Origin of the sequence: Piscinibacter sp. (genome assembly GCF_050175855.1) — a bacterium.
GTDB lineage: Bacteria > Pseudomonadota > Gammaproteobacteria > Burkholderiales > Burkholderiaceae_C > Piscinibacter.
The window spans coordinates 1-15,389 of record NZ_JBFXIO010000065.1 but is presented as its reverse complement, the minus strand read 5'-3'; the positions used below and the strand labels follow the sequence as shown (position 1 = coordinate 15,389).

The window sequence follows — 15,389 nt, the reverse complement described above, 5'->3', positions numbered from 1 at the left end:
CCAGCAGCGTCGAGGGCAGCAGCGTGCCGGCCAGCGTGGCGAGCAGGCCGGGCAAGCCGGCCACGTTCCATCCGATCACCGCGACGAACAGCACGTTGGGGCCTGGCGCGGCCTGCGCGATGGCGATCGAGCTGGTGAACTGGGCGTCGCTGATCCAGCCGTGCTCGGCGACCACGTAACGGTGCATGTCGGAGGCGGTGGTGATGGCGCCGCCCACCGCCAGGAGGCTCAGCAGCATGAAGTGGCCGGTCAGCGCCAGCAGTTCGGGCCAGGTCAGGGCGTTCATCGGCGCAGCCTCCAGGCGGCCAGCACGCACGCCAGCGGCCCCAGCGTGGCGATCACCGCCGCCAGCGGCCAGCGCGCCAACGCGATGGCACCGAAGGTGGCGGCCGCCACGGCGGCGCACAGCCCGGGCCCGAGCCGGTTGCCGCGCAGCGTGGTCATCAGCTTCAGCGCCGTGACCAGCACCAGCCCCGCCGCCACCGCGCCCATGCCGCGCAGCGCGCCGGCCACCTGAGGTACGGCGGAGAAGCGGTCGTAGGCCAGAGTCAGTGCCATCACGATGGCCAGCGGCACGACGATCAGGCCGCCCAGCGCCGCCAGCGCGCCGCGCCAGCCGAACCAGCGATCGCCCAGCATCAGCGCCAGGTTGACCACGTTCGGCCCGGGCATCACCTGGCTGGCCGACAGCAGCTCGACGAAGTCGTCGCGGGTGAGCCAGCCGCGCCGCTCCACCAGCTCGATCTGGGCTACGGCGAGCACGCCGCCGAAGCCTTGCAGCGCGAGACGGTTGAAGGCGAGGAAGAGCTCGCCCGGCGAACGTGGTGCGGCGCTGCTCACCGGGCCGCCCGCATCCGCCGCGTGGCCCAGGCGCTGAGTGCGATCGCCACCAGCATCCACAGCACGCCCACCGGGCTCAGCCAGGTGAAGCCGGAGCTGGCCACCAGCACGCCGCCGCTGGCCGCGCCGACGGCCTGGCCGAGGTAGATGGCCGAGGTGTTCAGCGCCATCAGCGCCGGGGCCAGCGCCGGCGCGGCCAGGCCCAGGCGTGCCTGCTGCGCCGAATTGGTGGAGAAGCAACCCAGCGCCCAGGGCACCAGCACCACTGCCATCGCCGCCAGGCTGCCGGCCAGCGGCCAGGCCAGCAGCGACATCGTGATCAGCACCAGCGTGAGCGAGACGCAGCGGGCGGCGCCGAAGCGGTCGATGTGGCGCGTGAGCAGCACGTTGCCCAGCAGGCCGAACAGGCCGAACCAGAAGAATATCGCGCTGATCTGCGCCGGAGAGGCATCGAGCGTCTGCCGGTAGTAGGGCGCGAAATAGGAGAAGAGGGTGAACTGCCCGGCACTCTGCAGCGCAGTGACGATCACGATGGCCATCAGCGCGGGTTGCGTGAGCGCCTCGCGCCAGGCAGCGCGCGACAGCGCCGCGGGCTTCACCCCGTCGGGCACGGCGGCGTAGACCCACCCCGCCGCGACGAAGCCGAGCACGGCCACGGTGGCGAAGGCGCTGCGCCAGCCGAAGGTCTCGCCGATCCAGGCGGCCATCGGCATGCCCGCCACCGAGGCCACCGACCAGCCGAGGAACACGAAGGTGATCGCGCGGCCACGCTGCTCGGGCGGGCTCATGTGGCCGATCGCAGCGGCGGCCTGCGGCGTGAACACGGCCGCGCCGAGCATGCACAGCGCGCGCACCGGCGCGAGCGAGGCGTAGTCGGGCATCAGGGCCGAGAGGGCATGGCCGGCGCCGTACCAGGCCAGCGTCAGCGCGAGCAGCCGGCGGCGGTCGAAGCCCGCCACCCAGTTGGCCAGCAGCGGCGCACCGACGCCCATGACGACGGCGCCGAGGGCGATCAGCTGGCCGGCCAGCGCCACCGAAACCTCCAGCGAGCGGGCCAGGTCGTTGAGCGTGCCGGCCACCACCATCACGCCGCAACCGATCACGAAGTTGCCGGCCAGCAGCGCCCATCGGGCCTGGGCACTGGCCCCGGGCGGCGTCGTCATCGGATCACGCGCAGCGCCTCGGGGTTGACGATGTTCGTCGGATTCTTGTTGACGAAGTTGACGACGTTCTCGAACGCGGCGCGGAAGTACATCTCGTAGCTGTCCTGCTCCACGTAGCCGATGTGCGGCGTGCACACCGCGTTCTCCAGGCGCAGCAGCGGGTGGCCCTGCAGGATCGGCTCGCTCTCGAACACGTCGACCGCCGCCATGCCGGGACGGCCACGGTTGAGCGCCGACACCAGCGCGCCTTCCTCGATCAGCTCGGCGCGCGAGGTGTTGACCAGCAGCGCGGTGGGTTTCATGCGCGTCAGCGCGTCGAGCTTGACGATGCCGCGCGTGGCCTCGGCCAAGCGCAGGTGCAGCGAGAGCACGTCGCTGCTCTCGAAGAACTCTTCACAGCTGCGCGCGGCGAGGTGGCCATCGGCCTCGGCGCGCTCGCGCGCCGATTCGCTACCCCAGATCTGCACCGTCATGCCGAAGGCGCGGCCGTAGCCGGCGACCATCTGGCCGATCTTGCCGTAGCCCCAGATGCCCAGGGTGCGGCCGCGCAGCACCATGCCGATGGCGAAGTTCGGCGGCATCGACGCGGCCTTCAGGCCCGACTGCTGCCAGGCGCCGTGCTTGAGGTTGCCGATGTACTGCGGCAGGCGGCGCATCGCCGCCATGATCAGCGCCCAGGTGAGCTCGGCCGGCGCCACCGGCGAGCCGGTGCCCTCGGCGACCGCGATGCCCAGCCGAGTGCAGGCCTCGAGGTCGATGTGCGAGCCGACGCGGCCGGTCTGCGAGATCAGCTTGAGCTTGGGCAGCTTCTCCAGCAGCAGGCGCGGGAAGTGGGTGCGCTCGCGGATCAGCACCAGCACGTCGGCGTCCTTCAGGCGCACCGACAGCTGCCCGATGCCCTTGACGGTGTTGGTGAAGACCTTGGCGTTCAGCGGCTCCAGCATCGCTGCGCAGGGAAGCTTGCGCACGGCGTCCTGGTAGTCGTCGAGGATGATGATGTTCACGGGCGGCAGGCGGGGCGGGGCGTCGACTGCCGCCGATTGTGCCCGCCCTGCAGGCCGGGCGCCGCCCGGCTACGATCGCCGGCGTTCATCCCTTCAGCGGAGTTTTCATGGCGATCTCGATGTACTCGGCCAGCGTGCCGGTCTTCACCCGCACGCTCGGCCAGCTGGCGGCCTGGCTCGACAAGGCCGAGGCCCACGCCCAGGCCAAGAAGTTCGACACCTCGGTGTACCTGGCCGCGCGGCTGGCGCCGGACATGCTGCCTTTCACCAAGCAGATCCAGATCGCCTGCGATGCCGCGAAGTTCGGTGTCGCGCGCCTGGCCGGCGTGGAGTCGCCGAGGTTCGAGGACAACGAGACCAGCTTCGCCGACCTGCGCGAGCGCATTCGCAAGACGGTGGCCTTCGTGAACTCGGTGCCCGCTTCGGCCATCGACGGCACCGAGGACAAGGACATCACGGTGCCGCGCCGCGACGGCAACATCGTGCTCAAGGGCGAGTTCTACCTGAAGCACTACGTGCAGCCGAACTTCTACTTCCACGTCACCACCGCCTATGCGCTGCTGCGCCACAACGGTGTGGAGCTGGGCAAGGGCGACTTCCTCGGGACGCTGTCTTGACGCGGACCGAGCGCCGGGCCGCTCCCAAGCCGGTCCGCATCCCCTTGGGGGATCGACCGATGTACCCATCGGGCGAGGGGCAGACATGACGCTGCCGGTGCACGACCTGGCGCTGTTCGTCGGCGCGGCGCTGCTGCTGAACCTGACGCCGGGCCCGGACATGCTCTACGTTGCCGGCACTGCGGCAGCACGCGGCCGCCTGGCCGGCGTGCTGGCGGCGCTCGGCGTGGGCGCCGGCTGCGTGTTCCACACGCTGCTGGCGGCACTGGGCGTCTCGGCGCTGATCGCCGCGTCGGACCTGGCCTTCACGGCGCTGAAGTGGGCGGGCGCGGCTTACCTGGTGTGGTCGGGCCTGGTGATGCTGCGTGCGAGGCCGGCCAGCGCCACCGCTGCGGCCGAGCCGAAGCGCAGCAGCAACCCGTTCTGGCAGGGCGCCCTGATCAACGCGCTGAACCCCAAGGTGGCGCTGTTCTTCCTGGCCTTCCTGCCGCAGTTCATCGATGCCGGCGCCCCTGGGCAGGCCGTGGCGCTGCTCGTGCTGGGCACGCTGTTCAACCTCGGGGGCACGGCGGTGAACCTGGGGATCGCGTTCGCGGCCAGCGGTGTGGCGGCAGGTCTGGCGCGTGGCGGCGGCAGCGGTCGGCTGGGCCCGTGGCTTCAGCGAGCGGCCGGGGCGATGTTCGTCGGCCTGGGCGTCAAGCTCGCGATGAGCTCGCGCTGAGCGGGGTCAGGGCCACATGTCCTTCGGCGCCGCGAGGCTGCCGAAACCCGAACGCGGCGAACGGGTGGGGAAGTGGCGGTTCAGCGTGGCCAGCCGGCGATCGGCCTCGAGCTGGTCACGCTCCAGCGAGACCAGGGCGAACACCTCGGCACGCAGGTGCCACAGCTCGCGCATCGAACGCGCGAACTCGATGCGGTCCAGCAATGCCGCGGCAGCGGGCAGCTGCAGGTCGGCCACGGCGGAGAAGAAGTCCTCGCGGGCGGCCGACAGTGCTTTCGAACGCTCGGGGCGCACCGTCGGCATCGGCTCGCTGCCGGGCCAGCTCGCTGCCAGCCAGCCCTTCACGCGAGCCAGCCAGTGCCGGCCGCCTTGCAGCCGTTCGGGCGGACAGATCTCCAGCCGGGCGGATCGGGTGCGGCCGGCAGTCGAGCGGGTGGCGTGGAGGTGCGAGAGCATGATGTCCAACGATGACGTCCCGTCGGTTGCAGGACTGGATTGCAGTGTGAACCCGTCCGGCGCCGCGTGGTGCAGGGATGAATGGGCGAAAGTGCAGTTTTTTCACGCTGTCGCGTAAGCTGCGCGCCAGTCTTGAGTCGGAACAAGGAACCAAGAGATGCGTTGGGTGCGTTGGGCGGGCGCGGGGGTGCTGCTGGTCGTGGCGGTGGCGGCCTTGGGAGTCGGAACCTATCGCTCGCTGGTGCTGCCGCGCACCGAGGGCACGATCCGCCTGGCTGGCCTGGCGGGGCCGGTGCAGATCGAACGCGATGCCGACGGCATCCCGACCATCCGCGCCGGCAGCGCGAACGATGCCGCCTTCGCGCTGGGCTTCGTGCACGCGCAGGATCGCCTCTGGCAGCTCGAGACGCACCGCCGCATCGGCGCCGGCCGACTGGCCGAGGCCTTCGGCGAACCGGCACTCGGCACGGACCGTTTCCTGCGCGCGCTGGGCGTGCGGCGCGCGGCGGCGGCGCAGTGGGCGCGGCTCGAACCGCGCTCGCGAGAGTGGCTGCAAGCCTACGCCGAGGGCGTCAACAGCTTCCTGCGCGACGAGCTGCGGGCGCGCCCGCCGGAGTTCCTGTTGCTCGGCCTGCAGCCGGAACCGTGGACGCCGCAGGACAGCCTGGCCTGGCTGATCATGATGGCCTGGGACCTGGGCGGTAACTGGACCACCGAACTGCAGCGCATGCGCCTGGCGTTGCGTTTGCCCGTCGAGCGCATCAACGAGCTGCTGCCGCCGTATCCCGGCGAGAAGCCCCGCGTGACGGCCGACTATGCGGCGCTGTTCCACTCGCTCAAGGTCGACGGCAAGCTCGGCGCGCAGGCGCTGGCCGCGGCGCCCGAGTCCGGCATCGAGGGCGTGGGCTCGAACAACTGGGTGCTGGCCGGCTCGCGCACCGCGAGCGGGAAGCCCCTGCTGGCCAACGACCCTCACCTCAAGCTCAGTGCGCCGGCGCTGTGGTATTTCGCCCGCATCGAGACGCCGCAGGGGCGCGTCGCAGGCGCCACCATGCCCGGCCTGCCCTCGGTGGTGCTCGGGCAGAACGACCATCTCGCCTGGGGCTTCACCAACACCGGTCCGGACGTGCAGGACCTCTATCTCGAGCGCATCCGGCCCGGAGAATCCGGGCAGTACCAGACGCCGCAGGGCTGGGAGTCGTTCGAGACCTTCGCCGAGACGATCAAGGTCAAGGGCAAGCCGGACGTGAGCTTCACCGCGCGCGCCACGCGACACGGGCCGGTGATCTCCGACGGCGGCGCCGCCGAGGGCCTGACCGGCCCGGCGGCGGCTCCGTCCTATGCCATCGCGATGCGCTGGACGGCCCTCGACGCCGACGCCGGCACGCTCGAAGCCAGCTGGGAGATGACGTCCGCGCGCTCGGTCGACGAGTTCGTGCGCGCCACGGCGCGCTACGTGGCGCCGATGCAGAACATGGTGGTGGCCGACCGCGCCGGCCGCATCGCGGTGGTGTCGGCCGGCCGCGTGCCACTGCGCAAGCCCGAGAACGAGCTGAAGGGCCAGGTGCCGTCGCCCGGCTGGGAGCCCCGCTACGACTGGGTCGGCTTCCTCGACCCGACCGCCACGCCGCGCGAGGCCGACCCGGCGCGCGGCTGGATCGCCACCGCCAACCAGCGCATCCACGCCCCCGACTACCCGCACTACATCGGCAGCGACTGGGCACCGCCGTGGCGCATGCAGCGCATCGAGCAGATGCTCATGGCCAAGGACAGGCACTCGATCGACGACATGCGCCGCATGCAGGCCGACGAACTCTCGCTGGCCACCGTGCACCTGCTGCCGCTGTTGCGACAGGCCGCGCCTTCGCACCCCCTGGCCGCTGCGGCGAAGCGCGAGCTGGAAGGCTTCGACGGCCGCATGGCCGGCGACCGCGCCGCGCCGCTGATCTTCTGGGCCTGGGCGCGGCACCTCGCGCAAGGCCTGTTCGCCGACGATGCCGGCGAGGCCGTCTGGAACGCCAGCCCGCGAGCCTGGCGCGAGGGCCTGCAGGGCGTGATGGAACGCGCAGACGCCTGGTGGTGCGACGACAAGACCACGCCGGCGGCCGAGACCTGTGCCCAGCAGAACGATGCCGCGCTGGCGCGCGCGCTCGACGAACTGCAGGCCGCGCAAGGGCCCGACGTGGCGGCCTGGCGCTGGGATCGCGCCCACCAGGCGCGCAGCGAGCACCGTCCCTTCAGCAAGGTCAAGGCGCTGGCGCGATGGTTCGAACTGCGTGCGCCGGTGGGTGGCGACACCTACACGCTGAACGTCTCGCGGGTGACCTTGAAGCCCGATGCGACCACCGGGGAGCTCTACCTCGACGAGCACGGCCCGTCGCTGCGCGCGATCTACGACCTGGGCGAACCGGCGAACTCGCGCTTCATGCACTCCAGCGGGCAGTCGGGCATCGTGGTGTCGCCGCACTACCGCAGCTTCGTCGAGCGCTGGGCGCAGGTGGACTACGTGCCGGTGTGGATGGCGCCGGCGCAGCAGACGCTGGTGCTGCAGCCGCGCTGAGCGAGGCTGCGCTCAGACTTGCCCGAAAAGGGCCTTGCGCTGCGGCGTGTACTTCCACCACGGCGCGGCCGGCGCACCGCGCATGAAGTCGGTGGCGGCCATGAAGGTGTCGAGCACGCACGGATCCTGCCGCTGACCGGTGGCGGCGCACAGCTTCTGGTAGAGCACGAAGGGATCCTTGCCGCGCAGCTCGGCCGGCGTGAGGATGCCGATCAGGCGCAGATCCGCCGCGAGCGCCGGGCCGATGTTGGGCAACTGCTCCAGCGCGCTGCATTCGGCCGCGCTGGCCGCCTTGGGCGACTTGATGGTCATGGCCGCGCCCATCTCACATCAGCATGTTGTTGCGGATCAGGCCGACGGCCAGGCCTTCCAGCTCGAAGTCTTCCTCGCCGGGCTGCACGACGATGGTCTGGAAGTCGGGGTTCTCGGGGATCAGTTCGATGGCCGTGCGGGTGCGGCGGAAGCGCTTGACGGTGACCTCGTCGCCCAGCCGCGCCACCACGATCTGGCCGTTCTTGGCGTCCTTGGCCTTCTGCACGGCGAGCAGGTCGCCGTCCATGATGCCGGCGTCGCGCATGCTCATGCCGCGCACCTTGAGCAGGTAATCGGGCCGACGCGGGAACATGCTGGCCTCGACGACGTAGGTCTGGTCGATGTGTTCCTGCGCGAGGATGGGGCTGCCGGCGGCCACACGGCCCACCAGCGGCAGCGACAGCTGCGCCAGGCTGGGCAACGGCAGGCTGAACTGCTTGACGCGCGACTCGGCCAGTGCGCGCAATGTGTCAGACTTCAAGCGGATGCCGCGCGAGGTGCCGCCCACCAGCTCGATCACTCCCTTGCGGGCGAGGGCCTGCAGGTGCTCCTCGGCGGCGTTGGCCGACTTGAAGCCGAGCTCGGCGGCGATCTCCGCGCGCGTGGGCGGGGCGCCGGTGCGCTCGATGGCGCTTTGCACGAGATCGAGAATCTGCTGCTGGCGGTCGGTGAGTTTGGGCTTTTCCTGCACGGGCGCTCCTGGGCGGGAAGGGATTCGCGGCTGGACGTTCATCCAGCACCTGTATTTTCATCCAGTTTCCCGAAAATGCAAGACATTGCACGCACCGTGGCCGTGCTGGCCACCGGCGGCACGATCGCCGGCACCGCCGCGCGCGCCACCGACAACATCGGCTACAGCGCCGCGCAGCTGGGCGTGCGCGCGCTGGTCGACGCCGTGCCGGCGCTGGCCGAGGTGCCGCTGGTCACCGAACAGGTGGCGCAGCTCGACAGCAAGGACATGGACTTCGCGGTGTGGGAGGCGTTGGCCGCGCGGGTGGCGCACCACCTGGCGAAGCCGGATGTGGCCGGCGTCGTGATTACCCACGGCACCGACACGCTGGAGGAAACGGCCTACCTGCTGCAGCGCCTGCTGGCGCCGACCAAGCCGGTGGTGATGTGCGCAGCGATGCGACCTGCCACCGCGCTGCTGCGCGACGGCCCGCAGAACCTGCTCGATGCGGTGACGCTGGCGCGCCAGCCGGGTGCGCGCGGCGTGATGGCCGCGCTGTCGGGGACGGTGCACTCTGCGTTCGATGTCCGCAAGGTGCACAGCTACCGCGTCGATGCCTTCGGCTCCGGCGACGCCGGGGTGCTCGCGCGCATCGAGGAGGGCGAGGTGCGCCGCCTTCGCGAATGGCCAGCAGGTGAACCGCTGGGCCTCGAGCTTGCCGGCCGCACCGACTGGCCCTGGGTCGAGATCGTCACCAGCCATGCGGGCGCACGGCCGGACGGCGTGCGCGCGCTGGCGGCGGCGGGGGTGAGAGGCCTCGTCGTCGCCGGCACCGGCAACGGCAGCCTGCACCACGCCCTGGAGGACGCCCTGGTCGAGGCGCAGAAGGCCGGCGTCACGGTCTGGCGCAGCACGCGTTGCCTCGACGGCCCGGTGCAGATGAAACCGGGCGATCGCCTGCCCTCGGCGGGCACGCTCACGCCGGTGCAGGCGCGCATCGAACTGATGCTGCAGCTGATGCGCGCCTGAGGCCGCGGTTCGAGGTCAGACCACCGTCAGCGTCACGTCGATGTTGCCGCGCGTGGCGTTCGAGTAGGGGCAGACCTGGTGCGCGGCGTCGACCAGCGCCTGCGTCTCTTCCTTGCTCCAGCCCGGCACGCTGATCTGCATGGCCACCTGGATGCCGAAGCCGGCCGGGATCGGGCCGATGCCCACGTCGGCGGTGATCGAGGCGTCGGCCGGCACCGTCTTCTTCTGCTGGCCGGCGACGAACTTCATCGCGCCCATGAAGCAGGCCGAGTAGCCTGCGGCGAACAGCTGCTCGGGATTGGTGCCGTTGCCGTTGCCGCCGAACTCCTTCGGCGGCGCCAGCGTCACGCTCAGCTTGCCGTCGTCGGACTTCGAGCTGCCTTCGCGGCCGCCGGTGGTGGTCGCCTTCGCGGTGTAGATGATCTTCTCGAGAGCCATGGATGCCTCCTTCAGGCGGGGTGGTTGAGGGATTGGGCGTCGACCAGCTGCGTGCGCAATTGCTGCAGCCGCTCGGTGAGGGAAATCAGTTCCTCGGCGCTGCAGCCGGCGGCGGCGGCCAGCGCCTTGGGCACGGCCAGCGCTCGGCGGCGCAGTGCGCGGCCCTCCGGCGTGAGGCTCACGAGCACGCGGCGTTCGTCGGCGGCATCGCGCGCACGGCCGAGCCAGCCGGCCGCCTCCATGCGCTTGAGCAGCGGCGTCAGCGTGCCGGAGTCGAGGAAGAGGCGCTCGCCGAGTTCGTTCACCGCCAGGCCGTCGCGCTCCCACAGGACCATCAGCACCAGGTACTGCGGGTACGTGAGGCCGAGCGGTTCGAGCAGCGGCTTGTAGACCTTGTTCATCGCCAGCGAGGCCGAATACAGCGCGAAGCACAGCTGCTTATCGAGCTGCAGCCAGTCGAGGCTGCGGGGCGTGTCGGCGGTCGGCGTCGTGCGAGGCATGGCGCTACTTTAATCAAAAGTGCGCAATCAAATTGCGTACAAGTGAATATCCCGGCCCTCCGAAGGGAGAAGGGCGGCGGCCGCGCTCAGGCCGCCGCGCCCAGCTCGTCGATGCGGGTGGAGAGTTCCAGCCAGCGGCCTTCGAGCCGCTCGATGTCCTCGTTGACGGCCTTCAGGCGCTTGCCGGCTTCGGCGAGCTGCTCGGGCGTGAGCGAGGCATCGGCGAAGGACGCCTCCAGCTTGTCGCGCTCGGCGAACAGCACGCCGAGCCGGTGGTCGGTCAGCGTCAGTTCCTTCTTCAGCGGCTTGATCTCGTCGGCGCGGGCCTGCCGCGCGGCGGCTGCGGCCTTGCGGTCTTCCTTGCGGTTGGCCGGCGAGGCCTCCTCGCGCAGCCTGCGCGACTGTTCCGAGGCGATCTTCGCCGCCTCGCGCGACTGATCGAGCAGCCAGCGCTGGTAGTCGTCGAGGTCGCCGTCGAAGGGCTTGAGCGCGCCGCCGGCCACCAGCCAGAATTCGTCGCACACCTCGCGCAGCAGCGCGCGGTCGTGGCTGACCAGCATCACCGAGCCCTCGAACTCATTGAGCGCCATCGATAGCGCCTCGCGCGTGGTCAGGTCGAGGTGGTTGGTCGGCTCGTCGAGCAGCAGCAGGTTCGGACGCTGCCACACCAGCATGGCGAGCACGAGCCGCGCCTTCTCGCCGCCGGACATCGTGCCAACCGCCTGCGTGACCATGTCACCGGTGAAGCGGAAGGAGCCCAGGAAGTCGCGCAGCTCCTGCTCGCGCGCCGGCGGCCCGATGTCGCGAGCCAGGCGGACCAGGTGCATCAGTGGCCCGTCGGCGGGGGACAACAGGTCGAGCTCCTGCTGCGCGAAGTAGCCGATCGCCAGGCCCTTGCCCTCGGTCATCGTGCCGGCCAGCGGCGCGAGTTCGTGCGCCACCGTCTTCACGAAGGTCGACTTGCCCTGGCCGTTGGCGCCGAGGATGCCGATGCGCTGGCCGGCCAGCACGGATCGTTCGATGCCGCGCACGATCGTCGTCTCGCGGCCATCGTCGCTGCGGTAGCCGCAGGCCAGGTCATTGAATGCGAGCATCGGATTCGGCAGCGACAGCGGCTCTCGGAACTCGAACTGGAAGTCGCCGGCGGTCAGCACCGGCGCGAGCTTCTCCATGCGCGCCAGCGCCTTGACACGGCTCTGCGCCTGCTTGGCCTTGGTGGCCTTGGCCTTGAAGCGGTCGATGAACTTCTGCAGGTGGGCGATGCGCTCCTGCTGTTTCTCGTAGCTGGCCTGCTGCTGCGCCATGCGCTCGGCGCGCATTTCCTCGAACGCCGTGTAGTTGCCGCCGTATCGGGTGAGCTTGGCGTTGTCCAGGTGCAGCGTCACCTGCGTGATCGCGTCGAGGAACTCGCGGTCGTGGCTGATCACGATCAGCATGCCCGGGTAGCGCTTCAGCCAGGCCTCCAGCCAGACCAACGCGTCGAGGTCGAGGTGGTTGGTCGGCTCGTCGAGCAGCATCAGCTCGGCGGGGCACATCAGCGCCCGTGCCAGCTGCAGCCGCATGCGCCAGCCGCCGGAGAAGCTGTTCACCGGCGCATCGAGTTGTTCGGTTCGGAAGCCCAGGCCGAGCAGCATCGCCTGCGCACGGGCGCGGGCGTCGAAGCCGCCGGCGTCCTGGATGGCGTGGTGCGCCTCGGCGATGGCATGGCCGTCGTCGGCCGCTTCCGCCTGCGCGAGGCGCTCCTGCGCCAGGCGCAGCGGCGTGTCGCCGGCCAGCACGAAATCGGTGGCGCCTTCGGCGGTCTCGGGCATCTCCTGCGCCACCTCGGCCATGCCGCCCGGCTGCTGCCAGCGCGGCGGCATCTGCACCTCGCCGCCGTCGGCCTGCAGCTTGGCCGTCAGCAGCGCGAACAGCGACGACTTGCCGGCGCCGTTGCGGCCCACCAGGCCGATCTTCTCGCCCGGCTGCAGCGTGACGCTGGTGTGGTCCAGCACCAGCTTGACGCCGCGGCGCAGCGAGATGTCGTTGAGCACCAGCATCGCGTCAGCCCTGCATGCGCTTGGCGAGCTTGACCAGCGCCTCACGCGTCATCAGCAGTACCTCGTCGTCGCCGGCGCTGGTGGGCAGCCAGGCGACTTCCGCCTTCGGGAAGGCGCGCTCGAAGTGCGGACGCTCATGGCCGATCTCCAGTACCAGCACGCCGATCTCGCTGAGCTGCTTCGGCGCGTCGCGCAGGATGCGGCGCACCAGATCCATGCCGTCCTCACCGCCAGAGAGGGCCATCTCCGGCTCGGCGCGGTACTCCGGCGGCAGCGCCGCCATGCTCTGCGCATTCACGTAGGGCGGGTTGCAGACGATCAGGTCGTAGGGGCCCTTCGCGGCGTCGAGCAGATCCGACTTGAACAGCCGGATGCGCTGGCCGAGCCCGTGCTTGTCGACGTTGATGCGCGCCACGGCGAGCGCGTCGTCGGAAAGGTCGCAGGCATCGACCTCCACGTCCGGATAGGCCATCGCCGCGATGACCGCCAGGCTGCCGTTGCCGGTGCACAGGTCGAGCACGCGCTGCGTGCGGTCGGACAGCCAGGCGTCCAGCGTGCCTTCGCCTTCGCCATCGGCGAGCAGCTCGGCGATGAAGGAACGCGGCACGATCACGCGCTCGTCGATGTAGAAGGGCACGTTCTGCAGCCACGCCTCCTTCGTCAGGTAGGCGGCGGGCTTGCGCGTCGCTATGCGCTGGCCGACCAGTGCCACGGCCTTGGCTTCGTCTTCCGCCGCCACGTCGCGCTGCGCGCGTTCTTCCAGTGCGTCGAGCGGCAGGCCGAGCGCGAACAGCACCAGCCATGCGGCCTCGTCGAAGGCGTTGGTGGTGCCGTGGCCAAACGAAACGCCCGCCTGTTTGAGGCGGGCGCTCTGCGCGGTGATCAGGTCGATGAGCTTCATGTCAGCAGGGTCTCCAGCGTGCGCCGGTAGATGTTCTTCAGCGGCTCGAGGCTGGCGACCTCGACCCATTCGTCGATCTTGTGGATGCTGGCGTTCAGCGGCCCGAACTCCACCACCTGCGGGCAGATCTTCGCGATGAAGCGGCCATCCGACGTGCCGCCGGTGGTCGACAGCTCGGTGGTCACGCCGGTTTCCGCGCGGATCGCGTTGCCCAGCGCTTCGCTGAGCGTGCCCACCGGCGTGAGGAACGGCTCGCCGCCGAGCGTCCAGTCGATCGTGCAGTCGAGGCCGTGGCGGTCGAGCACTGCCTGCACACGCTGCTTCAGCGACTCGGGTGTGGCCTCGGTCGAGAAGCGGAAGTTGAAGTCCACCACCAACGTGCCGGGGATGACGTTGGTCGCGCCGGTGCCGGCGTGGATGTTCGACATCTGCCAGCTGGTCGGCGGGAAGTAGGCGTTACCGCGGTCCCACTCGATCGCCGCGAGTTCGGCCAGCGCCGGTGCGGCGAGATGGATCGGGTTCTTCGCCAGGTGCGGGTAGGCGATGTGGCCCTGCACGCCCTTCACGGTGAGCTTGCCCGAGAGCGAACCGCGGCGGCCGTTCTTGACCATGTCGCCGAGCCGCTCCACCGAGGTCGGCTCGCCGACGATGCAGGCATCGAGCCGGATGCCGTGGCGTTGCAGCCACTCGACCACCTTCACCGTGCCGTCGTTGGCCGGGCCTTCCTCGTCGCTGGTGAGCAGGAAGGCCAGCGAACCGCGGTGCGCCGGGTGCGCCGCCACGAACTCCTCGGTGGCCACCACCATCGCCGCCAGCGAGCTCTTCATGTCGGCGGCACCCCGGCCGTACAGCCTGCCCTCGCGGTGCGTGGGCACGAAGGGGTCGCTGCGCCACTGTTCCAGCGGCCCGGTGGGCACCACGTCGGTGTGGCCGGCAAAGGCCAGCAGTGGCGCCTTCGCATCGCTGCCTCGGCGCACCGCCCACAGGTTGGTGACGCGGAAGTCGGCCGGCCCGCTGACGATGGTCTCGAACGAGAAGCCCAGCGGCAGCAGCCGCTCGCGGATGATCTGCTGGCAGCCGCCGTCGTCGGGCGTCACCGAGCGGCAGGCGATCAGCTGTTCGGTCAGGTGCAGCGTGCGGAGGGTCATCCGTCAGGGACGAAGCAGGCCCGACATCGTGCTGCTCTCTTCGCGCACGTCGAGCTGGATGTCGGTGAAGGTCGGCTGGTCGTCCTGCTCTTCCTTCTTGGGCTGCACGCGCGAGACGGGCGACATGTCGTTCTGCAGGCGCCACATCAGGTTGGTCGGCGAGTCGGCGTAGGCCAGGCCTTCGTCGCGGGTGATCAGGTCGGTGGTGATCAGGCGGGCCAGGTCCTGCTCGAAGGTCTGCGAGCCTTCGGCCAGCGACTTCTCCATCGCTTCCTTCACGCCGGTGAAGTCGCCTTGCTCGATAAGCTCGGACACCAGCTTGGTGTTGAGCATCACTTCCACCGCCGGCACGCGGCCGCCGGAAACGGCGCGCACCAGGCGCTGAGAGATGACGGCCTTCAGGCCCGCGGCCAGGTCGGCCAGCAGGGCGGGGCGGGCTTCCGGCGTGTAGAACGACAGGATCCGGCCCAGCGCGTGGTACGAGTTGTTGGCGTGCAGCGTCGACAGCACCAGGTGGCCCGACAGTGCGTACGAAATCGCCGACGTCATGGTCTCGCGGTCGCGGATCTCACCGATCATGATGCAGTCCGGCGCTTGGCGCAGCGCGTTCTTCAGGCCGACCTGCAGCGTGTTGGTGTCGCGGCCCACCTCGCGCTGGTTGACCACCGACTTCTTGTTGGTGAACAGGAACTCGATCGGATCCTCGATGGTGAGGATGTGGCCGGCCATCTGCTGGTTGCGCTGCTCGAGCATGGCCGCCAGCGTGGTGCTCTTGCCGGTGCCGGTGGCGCCCACCATCAGGATCAGGCCGCGCTTCTCGAGGATCAGCGTATTCAGGATCGGCGGGACATTCAGGCTCTCCAGCGTCGGGATCACCACCGGGATGCAGCGGAACACCGCCGCGATCGAGCCGCGCTGCTTGAAGCCCGAGAGGCGGAAGCTGCCCACGCCGGGCAGGCCGATGCTCATGTTCAGCTCGCCGGTGTCGTCG

The 15,389-nt window shown here is 70.2% G+C and carries 17 protein-coding genes; 4 read left to right on the top strand and 13 right to left on the bottom strand.

The genetic code is table 11. The annotated features are described in order from the left end of the window. The 4 genes from AB7U92_RS07480 to AB7U92_RS07465 form a co-directional block, all read right to left on the bottom strand. The coding region (locus tag AB7U92_RS07480) for a chromate transporter (protein ID WP_428575553.1) at positions 1-286 on the bottom strand (286 nt) is incomplete at its 3' end. Next, positions 283-840, bottom strand: coding sequence for a chromate transporter (locus tag AB7U92_RS07475; protein ID WP_428575552.1), 558 nt, complete (start codon positions 838-840; stop codon positions 283-285). The genes AB7U92_RS07480 and AB7U92_RS07475, both read right to left, overlap by 4 nt. Further along, complete coding sequence (locus AB7U92_RS07470) at positions 837-2,003, bottom strand: MFS transporter (RefSeq protein ID WP_428575551.1); 1,167 nt, start codon at positions 2,001-2,003, stop codon at positions 837-839. The genes AB7U92_RS07475 and AB7U92_RS07470 overlap by 4 nt, the downstream gene beginning before the upstream one ends. Next, positions 2,000-3,007: a D-2-hydroxyacid dehydrogenase family protein gene (locus AB7U92_RS07465; protein WP_428575550.1), complete on the bottom strand. Its 1,008-nt coding sequence runs from the start codon at positions 3,005-3,007 to the stop codon at positions 2,000-2,002. Before AB7U92_RS07465 ends, AB7U92_RS07470 begins: the two co-directional genes overlap by 4 nt. A 107-nt stretch (positions 3,008-3,114) precedes the next feature. Between AB7U92_RS07465 and AB7U92_RS07460 the strand changes: the two genes are divergently transcribed. Further along, positions 3,115-3,624, top strand: coding sequence for a DUF1993 domain-containing protein (locus AB7U92_RS07460; RefSeq protein WP_428575549.1), 510 nt, complete (start codon positions 3,115-3,117; stop codon positions 3,622-3,624). An 85-nt stretch (positions 3,625-3,709) separates the two neighbouring features. Next, entirely contained in the window at positions 3,710-4,345 is a 636-nt protein-coding gene (locus AB7U92_RS07455; RefSeq protein ID WP_428575548.1) for a LysE family translocator, read from the top strand. A gap of 6 nt (positions 4,346-4,351) precedes the next feature. Here AB7U92_RS07455 and AB7U92_RS07450 read toward each other — a convergent pair whose 3' ends face one another. Beyond that, positions 4,352-4,801, bottom strand: coding sequence for a hypothetical protein (locus tag AB7U92_RS07450; protein ID WP_428575547.1), 450 nt, complete (start codon positions 4,799-4,801; stop codon positions 4,352-4,354). Between the two features lie 157 nt (positions 4,802-4,958). Here AB7U92_RS07450 and AB7U92_RS07445 point away from each other — a divergent pair, with 157 nt between their 5' ends. Beyond that, positions 4,959-7,361, top strand: a complete 2,403-nt coding sequence (locus AB7U92_RS07445; RefSeq protein ID WP_428575546.1) for a penicillin acylase family protein — start codon at positions 4,959-4,961, stop codon at positions 7,359-7,361. 12 nt (positions 7,362-7,373) lie between these two features. Here AB7U92_RS07445 and AB7U92_RS07440 read toward each other — a convergent pair whose 3' ends face one another. Both AB7U92_RS07440 and lexA read right to left on the bottom strand, forming a co-directional pair. Then, the gene (locus tag AB7U92_RS07440; protein WP_428575545.1) at positions 7,374-7,673 is read right to left on the bottom strand and encodes a helix-hairpin-helix domain-containing protein; all 300 of its coding nucleotides are present in this window, start codon (positions 7,671-7,673) and stop codon (positions 7,374-7,376) included. 13 nt (positions 7,674-7,686) lie between these two features. Further along, positions 7,687-8,364 carry a transcriptional repressor LexA gene (gene lexA / locus AB7U92_RS07435; RefSeq protein ID WP_428575544.1) on the bottom strand — a complete coding sequence of 226 codons (678 nt, stop codon included), beginning with the start codon at positions 8,362-8,364 and terminating at the stop codon, positions 7,687-7,689. A gap of 75 nt (positions 8,365-8,439) precedes the next feature. On the opposite strand from lexA, the gene AB7U92_RS07430 reads away from it, so the two are divergent. Further along, the gene (locus AB7U92_RS07430) at positions 8,440-9,372 is read left to right on the top strand and encodes an asparaginase (protein WP_428575543.1); all 933 of its coding nucleotides are present in this window, start codon (positions 8,440-8,442) and stop codon (positions 9,370-9,372) included. A 15-nt stretch (positions 9,373-9,387) separates the two neighbouring features. Here the strand turns inward: AB7U92_RS07430 and AB7U92_RS07425 are convergent, their stop codons facing one another. The 6 genes from AB7U92_RS07425 to AB7U92_RS07400 form a co-directional block, all read right to left on the bottom strand. Then, a complete protein-coding gene (locus tag AB7U92_RS07425) occupies positions 9,388-9,810 on the bottom strand; it encodes an organic hydroperoxide resistance protein (protein ID WP_428575542.1) in 423 nt (140 codons plus the stop codon). 11 nt (positions 9,811-9,821) lie between these two features. Next, on the bottom strand, positions 9,822-10,310 hold the full coding sequence (locus AB7U92_RS07420) for a MarR family winged helix-turn-helix transcriptional regulator (RefSeq protein WP_428575541.1): 489 nt from the start codon (positions 10,308-10,310) through the stop codon (positions 9,822-9,824). Between the two features lie 86 nt (positions 10,311-10,396). Next, positions 10,397-12,349, bottom strand: a complete 1,953-nt coding sequence (locus AB7U92_RS07415; protein WP_428575540.1) for an ABC-F family ATP-binding cassette domain-containing protein — start codon at positions 12,347-12,349, stop codon at positions 10,397-10,399. A 4-nt stretch (positions 12,350-12,353) separates the two neighbouring features. After that, positions 12,354-13,250, bottom strand: a complete 897-nt coding sequence (prmB, locus tag AB7U92_RS07410; protein WP_428575539.1) for a 50S ribosomal protein L3 N(5)-glutamine methyltransferase — start codon at positions 13,248-13,250, stop codon at positions 12,354-12,356. Continuing rightward, entirely contained in the window at positions 13,247-14,398 is a 1,152-nt protein-coding gene (gene dapE, locus AB7U92_RS07405; RefSeq protein ID WP_428575538.1) for a succinyl-diaminopimelate desuccinylase, read from the bottom strand. Before dapE ends, prmB begins: the two co-directional genes overlap by 4 nt. A gap of 3 nt (positions 14,399-14,401) precedes the next feature. Then, a partial coding sequence (locus AB7U92_RS07400; protein WP_428575537.1) for a PilT/PilU family type 4a pilus ATPase occupies positions 14,402-15,389 on the bottom strand: 988 nt, incomplete at its 5' end.

What these genes read in the sequence shown, in the direction of transcription:
- AB7U92_RS07450 (WP_428575547.1), bottom strand. Translation starts at nt 4,801, where the DNA reads ATGCTCTCGCACCTCCACGCCACCCGCTCGACTGCCGGCCGCACCCGA.
- AB7U92_RS07425 (WP_428575542.1), bottom strand. Translation starts at nt 9,810, where the DNA reads ATGGCTCTCGAGAAGATCATCTACACCGCGAAGGCGACCACCACCGGC.
- AB7U92_RS07430 (WP_428575543.1), top strand. Translation starts at nt 8,440, where the DNA reads ATGCAAGACATTGCACGCACCGTGGCCGTGCTGGCCACCGGCGGCACG.
- AB7U92_RS07415 (WP_428575540.1), bottom strand. Translation starts at nt 12,349, where the DNA reads ATGCTGGTGCTCAACGACATCTCGCTGCGCCGCGGCGTCAAGCTGGTG.
- dapE (WP_428575538.1), bottom strand. Translation starts at nt 14,398, where the DNA reads ATGACCCTCCGCACGCTGCACCTGACCGAACAGCTGATCGCCTGCCGC.
- prmB (WP_428575539.1), bottom strand. Translation starts at nt 13,250, where the DNA reads ATGAAGCTCATCGACCTGATCACCGCGCAGAGCGCCCGCCTCAAACAG.
- AB7U92_RS07445 (WP_428575546.1), top strand. Translation starts at nt 4,959, where the DNA reads ATGCGTTGGGTGCGTTGGGCGGGCGCGGGGGTGCTGCTGGTCGTGGCG.
- AB7U92_RS07455 (WP_428575548.1), top strand. Translation starts at nt 3,710, where the DNA reads ATGACGCTGCCGGTGCACGACCTGGCGCTGTTCGTCGGCGCGGCGCTG.
- AB7U92_RS07440 (WP_428575545.1), bottom strand. Translation starts at nt 7,673, where the DNA reads ATGACCATCAAGTCGCCCAAGGCGGCCAGCGCGGCCGAATGCAGCGCG.
- AB7U92_RS07420 (WP_428575541.1), bottom strand. Translation starts at nt 10,310, where the DNA reads ATGCCTCGCACGACGCCGACCGCCGACACGCCCCGCAGCCTCGACTGG.
- AB7U92_RS07460 (WP_428575549.1), top strand. Translation starts at nt 3,115, where the DNA reads ATGGCGATCTCGATGTACTCGGCCAGCGTGCCGGTCTTCACCCGCACG.
- AB7U92_RS07470 (WP_428575551.1), bottom strand. Translation starts at nt 2,003, where the DNA reads ATGACGACGCCGCCCGGGGCCAGTGCCCAGGCCCGATGGGCGCTGCTG.